This is a genomic window from Streptomyces sp. NPDC048415 (genome assembly GCF_040651675.1).
GTDB lineage: Bacteria > Actinomycetota > Actinomycetes > Streptomycetales > Streptomycetaceae > Streptomyces.
In genome coordinates, this window is the sequence record NZ_JBEZKJ010000050.1 from 1 (window position 1) to 14,522 (window position 14,522).

Annotated in this window: 10 protein-coding genes; 3 read left to right on the forward strand and 7 right to left on the reverse strand. The window is 71.5% G+C overall.

Annotated elements, in window-relative coordinates:
• Nucleotides 1-60: 60 nt before the first annotated feature.
• From AB0D27_RS27835 to AB0D27_RS27855, 5 genes are all read right to left on the reverse strand, one after another.
• Nucleotides 61-1,356 (reverse strand): RNA polymerase sigma factor, encoded by a 1,296-nt coding sequence (locus AB0D27_RS27835; RefSeq protein ID WP_362514203.1) that lies wholly within the window; start codon nucleotides 1,354-1,356, stop codon nucleotides 61-63.
• Nucleotides 1,357-1,593: 237 nt separating this feature from the next.
• On the reverse strand, nucleotides 1,594-3,495 hold the full coding sequence (gene dnaG / locus AB0D27_RS27840) for a DNA primase (RefSeq protein ID WP_362514205.1): 1,902 nt from the start codon (nucleotides 3,493-3,495) through the stop codon (nucleotides 1,594-1,596).
• Between the two features lie 46 nt (nucleotides 3,496-3,541).
• Entirely contained in the window at nucleotides 3,542-4,807 is a 1,266-nt protein-coding gene (locus AB0D27_RS27845) for an FAD-dependent oxidoreductase (RefSeq protein WP_362514208.1), read from the reverse strand.
• Nucleotides 4,808-4,900: 93 nt separating this feature from the next.
• Nucleotides 4,901-6,265 (reverse strand): deoxyguanosinetriphosphate triphosphohydrolase, encoded by a 1,365-nt coding sequence (locus AB0D27_RS27850; protein WP_362514210.1) that lies wholly within the window; start codon nucleotides 6,263-6,265, stop codon nucleotides 4,901-4,903.
• Between the two features lie 82 nt (nucleotides 6,266-6,347).
• Nucleotides 6,348-7,253, reverse strand: a complete 906-nt coding sequence (locus AB0D27_RS27855) for a sirohydrochlorin chelatase (protein WP_362514213.1) — start codon at nucleotides 7,251-7,253, stop codon at nucleotides 6,348-6,350.
• Nucleotides 7,254-7,464: 211 nt separating this feature from the next.
• On the opposite strand from AB0D27_RS27855, the gene AB0D27_RS27860 reads away from it, so the two are divergent.
• Nucleotides 7,465-8,178, forward strand: coding sequence for an ElyC/SanA/YdcF family protein (locus tag AB0D27_RS27860; protein ID WP_362514216.1), 714 nt, complete (start codon nucleotides 7,465-7,467; stop codon nucleotides 8,176-8,178).
• A gap of 174 nt (nucleotides 8,179-8,352) precedes the next feature.
• Entirely contained in the window at nucleotides 8,353-10,770 is a 2,418-nt protein-coding gene (locus AB0D27_RS27865) for a molybdopterin-dependent oxidoreductase (RefSeq protein ID WP_362514219.1), read from the forward strand.
• 303 nt (nucleotides 10,771-11,073) lie between these two features.
• Here the strand turns inward: AB0D27_RS27865 and AB0D27_RS27870 are convergent, their stop codons facing one another.
• On the reverse strand, nucleotides 11,074-11,487 hold the full coding sequence (locus AB0D27_RS27870; protein WP_362514222.1) for a gamma-glutamylcyclotransferase family protein: 414 nt from the start codon (nucleotides 11,485-11,487) through the stop codon (nucleotides 11,074-11,076).
• Between the two features lie 191 nt (nucleotides 11,488-11,678).
• On the opposite strand from AB0D27_RS27870, the gene AB0D27_RS27875 reads away from it, so the two are divergent.
• Nucleotides 11,679-13,322, forward strand: coding sequence for a M4 family metallopeptidase (locus AB0D27_RS27875; protein ID WP_362514224.1), 1,644 nt, complete (start codon nucleotides 11,679-11,681; stop codon nucleotides 13,320-13,322).
• A gap of 196 nt (nucleotides 13,323-13,518) precedes the next feature.
• Here AB0D27_RS27875 and AB0D27_RS27880 read toward each other — a convergent pair whose 3' ends face one another.
• Entirely contained in the window at nucleotides 13,519-14,115 is a 597-nt protein-coding gene (locus AB0D27_RS27880) for a dihydrofolate reductase family protein (RefSeq protein ID WP_362514226.1), read from the reverse strand.
• Nucleotides 14,116-14,522: the final 407 nt, after the last annotated feature.

The following is a 14,522-nucleotide window of genomic DNA, read 5'->3' on the forward strand; positions in this document are numbered from 1 at the left end:
GGCTGGATCCCGGCGTTTGAGGAACGGGGTCTGGGGGGCGGAGCCCCCAAGGGACGGGGCTCAGTCCAGATAGCCCCGCAGCTGGTCCGCGAAGGCGTGGTCCCTGAGCTTGTTCAGGGTCTTGGACTCGATCTGGCGGATGCGTTCGCGGGTCACGCCGAAGATGCGGCCTATCTCCTCCAGCGTGCGGGGGCGGCCGTCCGCGAGGCCGTAGCGGAGTTGGACGACCTTGCGCTCGCGCTCGCCGAGCGTGGACAGGACCGCCTCCAGGTGCTCGCGGAGGAGAAGGAACGCGGCGGATTCGACAGGACTCGTCGCGTCGCCGTCCTCGATCAGGTCCCCCAGGGCCACGTCGTCCTCCTCCCCCACCGGGGCATGGAGCGACACCGGCTCCTGGGCCAGCCGCAGCACCTCGCTGACCCGCTCACTGGGCAGCTCCAGATGCGCGGCGACCTCCTCGGGCGTCGGCTCGTAGCCCCGCTCCTGGAGCATCCGCCGCTGAACACGGACGACCCGGTTGATCAACTCGACGACGTGCACCGGGACTCGAATGGTGCGGGCCTGGTCGGCGAGGGCGCGGGACATGGCCTGCCGGATCCACCAGGTGGCGTACGTCGAGAACTTGTAGCCCCGGGCGTAGTCGAACTTCTCCACGGCCCTGATGAGGCCGAGGTTTCCCTCCTGGACGAGGTCGAGCATGGTCAGCCCGCGGCCGACGTACCGCTTGGCGACGGAGACGACCAGGCGGAGGTTCGCCTCGATGAGGCGGCGCTTGGCCATGCGGCCCATGACGACCAGCTTGTCGAGGTCGAGGGCGAGCTGACTGTCCAGATCGGGGGCGAGCCGGAGCTTCTCCTCGGCGAAGAGACCGGCCTCCACCCGGCGGGCGAGCTCGACTTCCTCCGCCGCGGTGAGCAGCGGGATCCGACCGATCTCGCGCAGGTACTGGCGGAACAGGTCGGAGGAGGGTCCACCGGTGTCCGCGGTGCGGCCCCGGGGCTCGGGGGCCTCGGTCTCGGGTTCGGCTTCCGCCTCGACCTCGACGGCGCCGGCCTGCGGCGCGTCCGGTTCCGGCGGGCCCTCCGGCTCGGCCTCGGGGTGGTGCGTGGCACGGCTCTGCGGGGGGACCGCCGCGACGACGTCGGTTTCCGTGTCCGTGGCGTTGTCGGTCTGGGCGAGGGTCTGGGTCTGCACGGGGGCGACCTCCAGGAATGTCGCTGCTGAGGTGTGCGGCAGCGGTACGTCGGGGATGGAGTCGACGGCCTCGCCGCTGTCCATCCCGTAGTCGTTTAGCGGAACCGCGGGGATCGGGAACCCGTCGCGTGCGGGTCGGCCGCGCTCCGAGGACTCAGGCACCGGAACCAGTGTGGAGTACGACACATCGCCGCCACGAGGGGCGTGCGGTGACTTTTTGCGTCCGGTCCGTGACCGCGTGGTTATCCTCGTGGACGAGTGCGCGTCCCTGAACGGCCGAAACAGGTTGAAAGGCGCACGTGAGCGGTGCGGGCGCCCGGGCATGAAAACCTCGAGGCCGCCTCGGGGGCCTTGCAGTCCTCGAGGGCCCGGGTCCTGCAGAGTTGCCGGACCCCGCTCTTACAGCGCTCCCGGCCCCTGCTCCTGCAGGGCTCTGTCGTAGCGCTGAAGGGTCATCAGCTCGTTCTGCACGGCGGCCGCCTGGGCCGGGTCGCCGTTCATGCCCAGGCGGGAGAAGGCGCCCTGGAGGTCGGTGATGCGGCGGGCGACGGCGCGGCGGCGGACGGTGACCAGCTGTTCGCCCGCGTAGTTCTCGTCGACCGTCTTGCGCAGGATCGCCTCGACGGCCAGCTCCGTGACCATCGCGCGGACGGCGTTGTCCGGGGCGGCCTCGCGGACCTTGACCAGATACTCCTGGGGGTCCTGGACGCCGTACTCGGCGCCGCCCGCTTCCATGATCGCCTGGCGTACGGCGGCGTACGGCGCGGCGGTGAACTCGTCCATTCCGTACGCGTCGAACGCCGGGGAGACCAACTCGGGCCGCTGGAGGGCGAGTTTGAGCAGCTCACGCTCCGTGGCAAAGACGGGGTTGCGCAGGGTGAGCGCCGGGCCGCCAGTGGCCGTGTGTGCGGCGGCGTACGTCTGCTGGGGACGGGGGCCGACCGGCGCCGGGCCCCTGCCGCCGCGGTCGCGGGCCCAACGGGCCAGCTGGGCCACCCGCTTGACGACGAACTGGGTGTCGAGGATGCCGAGCATGCCCGCGAGCTGCACGGCGACCTCGTGCTGCGCGCCGCTGTTCTTGATGCGGGCGACGATGGGTGCCGCCTCGTCCAGGGCGGCGGCGCGCCCCGCCGGGGTCTCCAGGTCGTAGCGCAGGACGATCTGGCGCAGGGCAAACTCGAAGAGCGGGGTGCGCGGTTCGACCAGGTCGGCGACCGCCTCGTCGCCCTTGGCCAGGCGCAGCTCGCAGGGGTCCATGCCGTCGGGGGCGATGGCGATGTACGTCTCGGCGGCGAACTTCTGGTCGTCCTCGAAGGCGCGGAGGGCCGCCTTCTGGCCGGCCGCGTCGCCGTCGAAGGTGAAGATCACGCGCGCCGAGCCGTTGTCCATCAGCAGCCGGCGGAGGATCTTGATGTGGTCGCCGCCGAAGGCCGTACCGCAGGTGGCGATGGCGGTTGTGATTCCGGCCAGGTGGCAGGCCATGACGTCGGTGTAGCCCTCGACGACGACCGCGCGACTGGCCTTGGCGATGTCCTTCTTGGCGAGGTCGATGCCGTACAGGACCTGGGACTTCTTGTAGATCGCGGTGTCGGGCGTGTTCAGGTATTTGGGGCCGTTGTCCGACTCGTACAGCTTGCGGGCGCCGAAGCCGACGACCTCGCCGCCGACGTCGCGGATCGGCCACATCAGGCGGCCGCGGAAGCGGTCGATGGGGCCGCGGCGGCCCTCCTGGGAGAGGCCGGAGAGGAGCAGTTCCTTGTCGGTGAAGCCCTTGCCGCGCAGGTAGCGGGTGAGGTGGTCCCAGCCCTGGGGGCTGTAGCCGACGCCGAAGTGCGCGGCGGCCGACTGATCGAAGCCGCGCTCGGCGAGGAACTTGCGGCCCGTGTCGGCCTCGGAGCTGGTGTCGAGCTGCTCGATGTAGAACTGCGCGGCCGCCTTGTGCGCCTCGACCAGGCGGATGCGCTCGCCGCGCTGGTGGGAGGGGTTGTACCCGCCCTCCTCGTAGCGCAGGGTGATGCCTGCCTGGGCGGCGAGGCGCTCGACCGACTCGGAGAAGGTGAGGTGGTCGACCTTCATCACGAACGTGATGGTGTCGCCGCCCTCCTGGCAGCCGAAGCAGTGGAAGAGTCCCTTGCTCGGGCTGACCTGGAAGGACGGGGACTTCTCGTCATGGAAGGGGCACAGGCCCTTGAGGTTGCCGCCGCCCGCGCCTCGCAGCTGGAGGTACTCGGACACCACGGCGTCGATCGGGACCGCGTCCCGAACAGCCTTCACGTCCTCGTCGTTGATCCTTCCAGCCACGCATGGATTCTACGGTGAGGGTGTGACAGTCGAGTGCCGCCGTCGGTCATGGGACCAGGCTGTCCAGCGGAACGTGCGGGTCCGCGAGTGCCTCGGTGTCCACCTGGGCCCGGGATCGGATCAGCTGCTGGATGGGCTCCGTGACGTCCCACACATTCACGTTCATCCCGGCCAGCACCCGCCCCTCCTTCATCCAGAACGCGATGAACTGCCGCTTGCCCGCGTCTCCGCGGATCACCACTTCGTCGTACGTCCCCGGAGGCGCCCAGCCCGAGTACTCGAGCCCGATGTCGTACTGGTCGGAGAAGAAATAGGGCACGCGGTCGTACGTCAGCTCGCGGCCCAGCATCGAGCGGGCGGCGGCCGGTCCGCCGTTGAGGGCGTTGGCCCAGTGCTCGACGCGTAGCCGAGTGTCGAAGAGGGGGTGGTGGAAGGCGGCGACGTCACCGGCGGCGTAGATGTCGGGGTCGGAGGTGCGCAGCCGCTCGTCGACCGCGATGCCGCCGCCGTGCGCGCGGTCGGAGAGGGTCAGGCCCGCGGCCTCGGCGAGACCGGTGCGCGGGGCGGCGCCGATCGCGGCGAGCACGTCGTGCGCGGGGTGTTCCTCACCGTCGTCGGTGCGGGCGGCGAGGACCATGCCGTCCTGGCCGATGATCTCGGTGAGCCGGACGCCGAAGTGGAAGCGGACGCCGTGCTCGCGGTGCAGCTCGGCGAAGACATTGCCCAGTTCCGGGCCGAGGACGGCGTGCAGCGGGGTCGGCTCCGGCTCCACGACGGTGACCTCGGCGCCGTACTCGCGGGCTGCCGCCGCGACCTCCAGGCCGATCCAGCCGGCGCCCGCGATGACGATGTGTCCGTTGTCGCGGCCGAGGGCGGCGAGGACGCCCTTGAGGCGCTCGGCGTGGGCGAGCCGGCGCAGGTGGTGGACGCCGGCGAGGTCGGTGCCCGGGATGTCGAGCCGACGCGGCTCCGCACCCGTGGCGATGAGCAGCTTGTCGTAGTGGACGAGGGTGCCGTCGTCACCGAAGCGGACGGTCTTGGCCGTGCGGTCGATGGCGTCGACGGTCTGGCCGAGGTGCAGCTCGATGTCGTTGCGCGCGTACCAGGCGGGTTCGTGGACGAAGACGCTGTCGCGCTCCTCCTTCCCGAGGAGATAGCCCTTGGACAGCGGCGGGCGCTCGTAGGGGTGGTCGCGTTCGTCGCAGATCAGTATCACGCGGCCGGTGAATCCCTCCGTTCGGAGCGTCTCGGCCGCCTTCGCGCCGGCGAGCCCTCCTCCGACGATGACGAATGTCTGATCCGCGTCGACCACTTGATGCCTCCTCGTAAGGATGTCGCCACATGCGAGCGTCCCGCACGGAGCGTGATGCGGGAAGAGGGTGTGGCCCGATCAGGCCACGCAGGGTCACCCTCTTCCGCTTCCATGGGAACGTGTGGTGAGCCTGAGGTGCAGGGAACGCGCCGAGGCGTCGGTGAGGGATGCGATCTGGTCGACGATCACCCGCTTTCGGGCGCGGTCGTCGGGCGCGTGGTCGAACAGCGCACGGAACTGCGGATCCAGACCGTCGGGCGCGCGGGTCGTGAGCGCCTCGGCCAGCTCGGCGACGACGATCCGCTGGTCGGCGCGGAGCCGCTCCTGTTCGGCGCGCTGCATGACGTACCGGTCGGCGACCGCCTTGAGGACCGCGCACTCGTGGCGGGCGGCACGCGGCACGACCAGTTCCGCCGCGTACCGGGTGAGGCGTCCGCTGCCGTAGGTCGCGCGCGTGGCACCCTCCGCGGCCAGGCAGAAACGGCCGATGAGCTGGCTGGTGGCGTCCTTGAGGCGGGCCTGCGCGACGGCCGATCCGTCGTACCCGTGCGGCCACCAGTCCTGGTCGAGGAGCCGGTCGAGGGCCTCGGACAGCTCGGCGGGATCGGTGTCCGCGGGCACATACCGCCCGATGGCCACCGCGAAGATCTCCCGCCGTTCCGGTTCGGCGTGCAGGCAGTTGGGGTCGATGTGGCCCGCGTGCAGACCGTCCTCGACGTCGTGCACCGAGTACGCCACGTCGTCGGCCCAGTCCATGACCTGGGCCTCGAAGCAGGTCCGGGTGCCGGGGGCGCCCTTGCGCACCCAGTCGAAGACGGGCCGGTCGTCCTCGTAGACCCCGAACTTCGGCGACTTGGGGTCGGTGGGGTGGGCGCCTCTCGGCCAGGGGTACTTGGTGGCGGCGTCGAGCGCGGCGCGGGTGAGGTTGAGGCCGACGCTGACGAGTTCGCCGGACTCTTCGCTGGTGACGAAGCGCTTGGGTTCGGTCCTCGCCAGCAGGCGCAGGGACTGGGCGTTGCCCTCGAAGCCGCCGCAGTCCTCCGCGAACTCGTTCAACGCCTGTTCGCCGTTGTGCCCGAAGGGCGGGTGGCCGAGGTCGTGCGAGAGGCAGGCCGCCTCGACGAGGTCGGGGTCGCAGCCGAGGGCGGCGCCCAGCTCGCGGCCGACCTGGGCGCACTCCAGGGAGTGGGTCAGGCGCGTACGCGGACTCGCGTCCCAGACCTGGCTTCGGGTGCCCGGGGTGACGACCTGGGTCTTGCCCGCGAGGCGGCGCAGGGCGGAGGAGTGCAGCACGCGCGCGCGGTCGCGCTGGAAGGCGGTGCGCCCGGGCCGTTTGTCGGGCTCGACGGCCCAGCGCTCGACAGCAGACTCGTCGTATCCGCTGTCCGTCGCGTGGTTCTCGTATGCTCCGCTGTCCGTCGCGTGGTTCTCGTATGCCTTCGGTGCAGTGCCTTCCATGCCCCGACAGTAAACGCAGGCAGTGACAATCGAGAGGTCATGGCTGGCGTCGTCGGCGACGAGCGGTGCGGAGCCGTCAGGTTCAGGCCGAGGCCAGGGCGCGCTCGGGGGTGGGCTCGGGGGTCGCGACGGCCTGGTCGTAGCGGTGCAGCACGAGGCGGGCCATCGCCGGGTGGGCGCCCAGCGGGTCGGCGGTGATCCAGGGGGCGGCCTTGGCGCACTCGGTGGCGAAGCGGCCGGGGGCGGTGAAGTACGAGGCGACGGCGACGCGGTGGCGGCCCCGGGCGGCGAGTGTGCGCAGGGCGGCGGGGACGGTGGGTGCGGCGGCGGACGCGTACGCCGGGACGACAGGAACGCCGAGCCGCTCGGCGAGCAGCTGCGCGGTGCGGCGGGTGTCGACGGCGGCGTCGGGGTCGCGGGAGCCGGCGGCGGCCAGGACGACTCCGCTCGCGCGGCGGGCGGAGTCGCTCATTCTCGTCCGCCAGCCGGCCTCGACGAGCCGCCCGTACAAGGTCTCCACGAGCAGCGGATGCGGGCCGAGCGGCGCGGCGACGCGGGTGCGCAGATGGGACGCGGCGGCCGCGGCTTGCGGGATGTCCTGCTTGACGTGGTAGCCGCGGCTGAGCAGCAGCGGTACGAGGACGGCGTCGCCCGCCGGCAGCGCGGCGAGCGTGTCGGACAGCAGGGGCTCGTTCAGCTCGATGTGGCCCAGTCGCACGGACAGGTGGGGGCGCAGCTCGCGGATCCGCTCGAGCAGGGTGCGTACGGTGCTCAGCGCGCGCGGGTCGCGGCTGCCGTGCGCCACGAGGACGAGGGCGGGCGGCGCCGGGCGGCGGGTGCCGTTGAGCGAGACGAGGCTGAGCTGGCTGCCGAGCTGGCTGGTGATCGCGTTCATGAGTTGCGCCGTACTGTCGAGGTGGGCGCCGCGCAGCGGCTGGCCGCCGGGGCGGAACTGGGACTCGTCGCGAGGAGGGTTCGACGCCGTCATGGGCCGATCCTGACGGCAGCAGGTTGCCGGACGGTTGCGCGGGCATGACGGGTGTTTTCCGGCGCTTCACGGTGGGCTGTAGGGGCACTGTGAGCCTTCGTGACCTGCGGGGACGGTTCCGTGAGTGAAACTGGTCACTCCATGGGCGCGAACCGGATGGCCGTACGCCGCGTCCTCCATGGGCGAGGCCACCTGGGGAGGGGACCGTCCGATGCGCCGTCCGAAGCGCCGTCCGAAGCTGCCCGCGTCACTGAGACCGCGCCTGCCGCGCACCCGTACCGGGCAGCGTCGGGCGGTGCAGGCGCTGATGTTGCTGTGCGTCCTGGTGCTGCTGCCCGCGACGTGGATGTACGCGGTGACGGGCGACCGGCTGCGGACCACCGCCGACGCCCCCCGCACGCAGGTCGCGGTGGTCTTCGGCGCCGGCCTGTGGGACGGCGAGCCGTCGCCGTACCTCGCCCACCGCCTCGACGCCGCCGCGAAGCTGTACCGGGCCGGGCGGATCGAGGTCGTCCTCGTCACCGGTGACAACAGCCGCAAGGACTACGACGAGCCGGACGCGATGCGCGCGTATCTCACCAAGCGGGGGGTGCCGGACCGGCGGATCGTCAGCGACTACGCCGGTTTCGACACCTGGGACTCCTGCGTCCGCGCCCGGAAGATCTTCGGCGTCCACGAGGCCGTACTGATCAGTCAGGGCTTCCACATCCGGCGGGCCGTCGCCCTGTGCCAGGCGGCGGGGGTGAAGTCGTACGGCATCGGCGTCGACGCCAAGCACGACGCCACCTGGTATTACGGCGGCGCCCGCGAGGTCTTCGCGGCGGGGAAGGCCGCGCTGGACGCGCTGTTCAAGCCGGACCCGCAGTTCCTGGGACCGAAGGAGCCGGGGGTCGCGCGGGCCATTCTCAGCCCGTCCGGCGTTTGAGGACGAGCGCTAAGCGCGATAGTGGGATCTGAGGGCGGAGCCCCAGGTACGGGAAGGGCGGGGGCGGCGGGGGCGAACCCTCACGGCGCCCTCGGCCCCGCCGGGAGGTCACCGTCCCGGCCGCGTAACGCCCCCCGCCCCGGGGCGTAACACGCCCGACGCACGCTGAGCGGTATGAATGCCTCAGTGACGCCCACCCACTGCCCGTACTGCGCCCTGCAGTGCGGGATGAATCTGACGCCCACGGCCGACGGGGGCGTCGAGGTGACCGAGCGCGCGGACTTCCCGGTGAACCGGGGCGCGCTGTGCGGCAAGGGCCGTACCGCGCCCGAGGTGCTGTCGTCCCGCGTACGGCTGACCTCCCCGCTGGTCCGCAACGCGGGCGTACTGGAGCCCGCCGGCTGGGACGAGGCGCTCGACCGGATCGCCGGGGGACTGTCCCGCACGCGCACGGAGCATGGCCCGGACGCGTGCGGGGTCTTCGGCGGGGGCGGACTGACGAACGAGAAGGCGTACGCCCTCGGAAAGTTCGCCCGCGTCGTGCTCGGCACCTCGCAGATCGACTACAACGGCCGCTTCTGCATGTCGTCCGCGGCGGCGGCCGGGATCAATGCCTTCGGCCTGGACCGGGGGCTGCCCTTCCCCCTGGAGGACATCCCGAGGACCGGCTGTGTGATCCTCGTCGGCTCCAACCTCGCCGAGACGATGCCGCCCGCCCTGCGCTACCTCACCGAGCTGAAGGAGAACGGCGGCACGCTGATCGTCATCGACCCGCGCCGCACCCGTACGGCCGAGCAGGCGGACCTGCATCTGGCGCCGCGCCCGGGGACGGACCTGGCGCTGGCGCTGGGGATGCTCCATCTGATCGTGGCCGAGGGGCGGACGGACGAGGAGTACATCCAGGCCCGTACCACCGGCTGGGAGGAGGCGCGGGCGGCGGCGATGGCGCACTGGCCGGAGTACGTGGAACGGATCACAGGGGTGTCCGTTCCTCAACTCCGCGAAGCCGTACGGCTGTTCTGTGAGCCGGAGGCCGCGATGGTGCTCACGGCGCGCGGGCCCGAGCAGCAGTCCAAGGGTACGGACACCGTGGGTGCGTGGATCAACCTGTGCCTGGCGACCGGCCGTTCGGGGCGCCCGCTGTCCGGGTACGGCTGCCTCACCGGGCAGGGCAACGGGCAGGGCGGGCGTGAACACGGCCAGAAGGCCGACCAGTTGCCCGGCTACCGCAAGCTGACGGACCCGGCGGCGCGGCGCCATGTGGCCGAGGTGTGGGGCGTGCACCCGGACTCGCTGCCGGGGCCCGGCCGCAGCGCGTACGAACTCCTCGACGCCATGGGGACGGACATCCACTCGCTGCTGCTGATGGGCTCCAACCCGGTGGTGTCCGCGCCCCGCGCCGCGCACATCGAGGAGCGCCTGAAGTCGCTGGACTTCCTGGCGGTCGCCGACGTCGTCCTCTCCGAGACGGCCGCCCTCGCCGACGTCGTCCTGCCGGTCACCCAGTGGGCCGAGGAGACGGGCACCACCACGAACCTGGAGGGCCGCGTCCTGCTGCGCCGCCAGGCGATCACCCCACCGGACGGCGTACGCAGCGACCTGCACGTCCTGCACGAACTCGCCGCCCGCCTGGACGTGGAGAAGGGCTTCCCCACCGACCCGGAGGAGGTCTTCGAGGAGCTGCGCAGGGCGAGCGCGGGCGGCGCGGCGGACTACTCGGGGATCACCTACCGGCGACTGGCGGAGGAGAACGGGGTGTTCTGGCCGTGCCCGGCGCGGGAGGCCACGGACGACGGCGCGGATGGCTCCGCGGGCCGCGGCGCGGACGGCTCCGCGGGCCGCGGCGCGGACGATTCCGCTCGCCACGGCGCGGACGATTCCGCTCGCCACGGCGCAGACGGCTCCGCAAGCCACAGTGCAGACGATTCCGCGAGCCGCGGCGCAGACGGCTCCGCGAGCCTTGGCGCAGACGTAGGCGCCGACGACTGCGAGGACGCCTCACTCGACGTACTTCAGGACGACCCGGCGCGCGAAAGCACCGCCTACCTGCCCCAGGACGACCCGGCGCGCGAGAGCACGGCCGACCTGCTCCAGGACGACCCCGCGCGGGAGAGCACCGGCGACCTGCCCCATCCCGGCACTCCCCGCCTCTTCCTCGACCGTTTCGCCACCGAGGACGGGCGGGCCCGGTTCGTGCCCGTGACTCATCGCGCGATGGCCGAGGAGCCGGACGACGAGTACCCGGTCCTGCTGACCACCGGACGCGTCGTCGCGCAGTACCAGTCGGGCGCGCAGACACGGCGCGTCGACGAGCTGAACGCCGCCGCGCCGGGGCCGTTCGTGGAGATGCATCCCCGGCTGGCCAAGCGGCTCGGGGCGGCGGACGGGGACGCCGTGGCGGTGGTGTCACGGCGCGGACGGGCCGTCGCACCGGTCCGGGTCACGACCACCATCCGGCCCGACACCGTGTTCATGCCCTTCCACTGGCCGGGCGAGGGCCGCGCCAACACCCTGACCAACCCGGCCCTCGACCCGACGTCCCGGATGCCCGAGTTCAAGGCGTGCGCTGTGCGTGTGGAGGCAGTGAAGTAGGGGATCGGGTATCGGGCATCGGTGGGGGGCGGCATCCCGGCGACATGGCTTCGCCGTGCGGGCGGGGCGCGCTCGATGGGCGCTCCTGGTGTGGCGGAGGGGCGGGGGCGGCTCCGAACGGGTGCTGCCCGTACCGCACTTGGCGGGGCCGGAAGACGTACGGGTGGAGGTTCTGCATCCCGGGACGGCGGGGAGCGGGACGGCGGAGTGGGAGGGGGCGGGGGTGCAAGTGCGGTTGGGGGAGGTTCCGGGGGTGGCGCTGGTGCGTCTTGCCGAGGTGCCCTCGGGCCTGCCCGGCGTGTCTCAGCCGGCCTCGCGCCAGTCCCCGCCCACGATCAGTGAGCCCGCCGCCCGAAGCCGGGCTGCGACGGCGGGGGCGGCGACGTACACCCAGGCCCGGACGGCCGACGTCCCGTCGGCGCGCGTGACGTCGCGTGCGACCCGCTCGTAGAGGTTGCGCGGGTCTCCCGGGACGTACTCCTCCAACCGGTCGAGCGCCGTGAGCAGTTCCTCGTACGCCTGGGGCAGCGCGGTCACGAGTTCGCCGCTGACCACTCCGCCGGGGTCTTCGACGGCGTACGGATAGCCGGGCCCCTCGTACAGCACGAGTCCGCGCATCCGTCCCGGCTCCTCGGAGCGCGTACGTCCCCGCAGGAACCGGTCGTGGTTGTGCTCGCCCGCCCGCAGGGTGCCGTAGACGAAGAAGGGCAGTCTCACTCGGCGGTCTCCTCCTCCAGCCACCGCTGCGGCGGGGCTTGCGCGGGCCTTTGCAGAAACGATTCTCACCCCTCACACACCCTCACACATCCGCCAGTACACGCTATGGACATGCCATGTCATGGACCTTTAAATCTCAGTCAACATCAGCGCCTCCCCACGCGCCCCAAGGCGCCTTCCCTAGGAGACCGATGAGTCGGATACGGCACATCCGAGGTTCCCGTCTGGCCACCGCGGGCATAGCCGCGACCACCGCCACACTGCTGGCCGCCGCGCTCGCCCCGACCGCGAGCGCGGACGTCAGACCGAGCCGCGCCACCGCGATAGAGAACGCGGCGTCGGCGCTCGTGGACCATGCCGCGAGCCTCGGGCTCACCTCGGCGCAGGACACCTCCGTCCGGGACGTCGTCGTCGACAAGGACGGCACCCAGCATGTGCGTTACGACCGCACGTACCATCAACTCCCCGTACTGGGCGGCGACTTCGTGGTCCATCTGGCCCCGAACGGTGCGTACCGCAGCGCCAACCGTGCGACGAAGAGCTCCATATCGCTGGCGAGCGTCAGCCCCGGCCTCACCGCCCCGAAGGCCGCCGACCTGGCGGTGAACGCGCTGCGCGCCGCGAACCTGGGCGAGGCGCTGAGGAAGGTGACGGCCAAGCCCCAGCTGGTCGTCGACGCCCTGCACGGGGCACCGAAGCTCGCCTGGCGCACCGAAGCGGTGGCCCAGGACTCGGTCGGCAACCCGCTCGCCCGCACGGTCCTCACCGACGCCCGCACCGGCACGCAGATCGACGCCTGGGACAGCATCGAGACGGCGACGGGCGACGGGAAGTCGCTCTACAGCGGCACGGTCCCGCTGGAGACGACGCTGTCCGGCTCGACGTACCAGCTCAAGGACCCCACCCGCGGCAACACGTACACCGGCGACGCGGCGAACAAGACGGACCTGTGCATACTCGGGATCTGCGTCAGCCGGGCCTCCGCGACGCTCTTCACCGACGCGGACAACCACTGGGGTACGGGCACGACGGCGGACCGCTCGTCCGCGGCGGTGGACGCCCAGTACGGCACCAACGAGACCTGGGACTACTACAAGAACGTCCACGGCCGCAACGGCATCGCGGGCGACGGCAAGGGCTCGTACAACCGCGTGCACTACGGCAGCAACTACAACAACGCCTTCTGGGACGACAACTGCTTCTGCATGACGTACGGCGACGGTGACGGGACGACGTTCGGGCCGCTGGTGGCGCTGGACGTGGCGGGCCACGAGATGTCCCACGGCGTGACGGCCAAGACCGCGGCGCTGACGTACTCGGGCGAGTCCGGCGGTCTGAACGAGGCGACGTCGGACATCTTCGGCACGATGGTGGAGTGGTACGCGAACAACGCCTCCGACCCGGGCGACTACCTGATCGGCGAGAAGATCGTCCGCTCGGGCTTCGGCAAGCCGGCCCTGCGCTACATGGACAAGCCGTCCAAGGACGGCAACTCGGCTGACTGCTGGAGCAGTTCGGTCGGCAACCTCGACGTGCACTACTCGTCGGGCGTCGCCAACCACTTCGCCTACCTCCTCTCGGAAGGCAGCGGCGCGAAGACCATCAACGGAGTCAGCTACGACTCCCCGACCTGCAACGGCTCCACGGTCACCGGCATCGGCCGCGACAAGGTCGGCAAGATCTGGTACCGCGCCCTCACCGTCTACATGACGTCCTCCACGAACTACGCGGGCGCCCGCACAGCGACCCTGAACGCGGCGAAGGACCTGTACGGGGCGGGCAGCACGGAGTACAACGCGGTGGCGTCGGCGTGGAGCGCCGTGTCGGTGGGCTGAGCCCGGGGTGTGCGGCGGCCTCGGCCTGTCCGACCGGGGCGGCCGCCCCTCACGGCGATCCATCCGCTCCCCCCGCCCTCTAGGGCCCTGTCGGCGGATCCTGCCGCAGACGCGGGGATGGCACGCCCTCCCCCACGCTCAGCTGCGCCGACCAGGAACCCTCGCTTCTCTGCGACCTGATCCCGCCGGACAGGCCCTAGTCCTGGCCCGCCGGCCGATACACGCACACCTCCACCCCCGTCTTACCGGTGACCGTGGATACCAGTTCCAGTGGGCGCTGGACGCCGTCCTCCGGGAAGATCGTCTTGCCGCCGCCGAGGATGACCGGCATGCGGATGAGCTGGAGTTCGTCGACCAGGCCCTCGTGCAGGAGGGTGCGGACGAGGGTGGGGCTGCCCATCATGGAGAGGTCGCCGCCGGTACTCTCGCGCAGCTCCCGGATGCGGGCGACGGCCTCGTCACCGGGGATGAGCGTGGTGTTGTCCCAGGTCAGGTCGGACTCGCCGAGTGTGCTGGAGACGACGTACTTGGGGAGGGAGTTCATCCGGTCGGCGAACGGGTCGCCGGCCCGCTCGGGCCATGCCGCCGCCATCGTCTGCCACGTACGGCGGCCGAACAGCAGCGCCTCGGACCGGGCGAGCCCGTCGGCGAAGGCGCCGCCCACGACCTCCGGGTCGAAGTAGGGGTGCGACCAGCCACCGTGGGCGAAGCCGCCGTCGGTGTCCTCCTGGGGGCCGCCGGGCGCCTGCACCACGCCGTCCAGGCTGATGAACTCGCTGATCACGATGCGCATGGACTCGCTCCTCTTTCTCTTGCGGTCGGTTGTGCCGATTTCTCGCCAGGGGGGCGGGCTGGCGGGGTCTCCCCTCCGCCCGCCAGGGGGCGGCCTAGCGGAATCGCCCCCTCCGCCCCCACCCCTCCCGTCCCTGGGGGGCTCCGCCCCCGCCCCCCGTATCGCGCTTCGCGCTCGTCCTCAAACGCCGGACGGGCTAAAAGCAGCCTCCGTCACCCGTTCACACCCACCCTACGTCGGTGACCTGCTGGAATGGCGGCGAGTCGGGCGTGGACGCACCCCTTCTGACACCCGTTCACATCATTTCTGACGGGCCATCAGGGAGCGGGCGCGGGCATGTGCCACTTACCTCGGTAGGGCAGGGGCTCGACCGACGCAGCGACACTTGGGGGTGTCGCGGGCCGGGC

What these genes read in the sequence shown, in the direction of transcription:
- AB0D27_RS27850 (WP_362514210.1), bottom strand. Translation starts at nt 6,265, where the DNA reads ATGGAAGGCACTGCACCGAAGGCATACGAGAACCACGCGACGGACAGC.
- AB0D27_RS27855 (WP_362514213.1), bottom strand. Translation starts at nt 7,253, where the DNA reads ATGACGGCGTCGAACCCTCCTCGCGACGAGTCCCAGTTCCGCCCCGGC.
- AB0D27_RS27860 (WP_362514216.1), top strand. Translation starts at nt 7,465, where the DNA reads ATGCGCCGTCCGAAGCGCCGTCCGAAGCTGCCCGCGTCACTGAGACCG.
- AB0D27_RS27865 (WP_362514219.1), top strand. Translation starts at nt 8,353, where the DNA reads ATGAATGCCTCAGTGACGCCCACCCACTGCCCGTACTGCGCCCTGCAG.
- AB0D27_RS27875 (WP_362514224.1), top strand. Translation starts at nt 11,679, where the DNA reads ATGAGTCGGATACGGCACATCCGAGGTTCCCGTCTGGCCACCGCGGGC.
- AB0D27_RS27880 (WP_362514226.1), bottom strand. Translation starts at nt 14,115, where the DNA reads ATGCGCATCGTGATCAGCGAGTTCATCAGCCTGGACGGCGTGGTGCAG.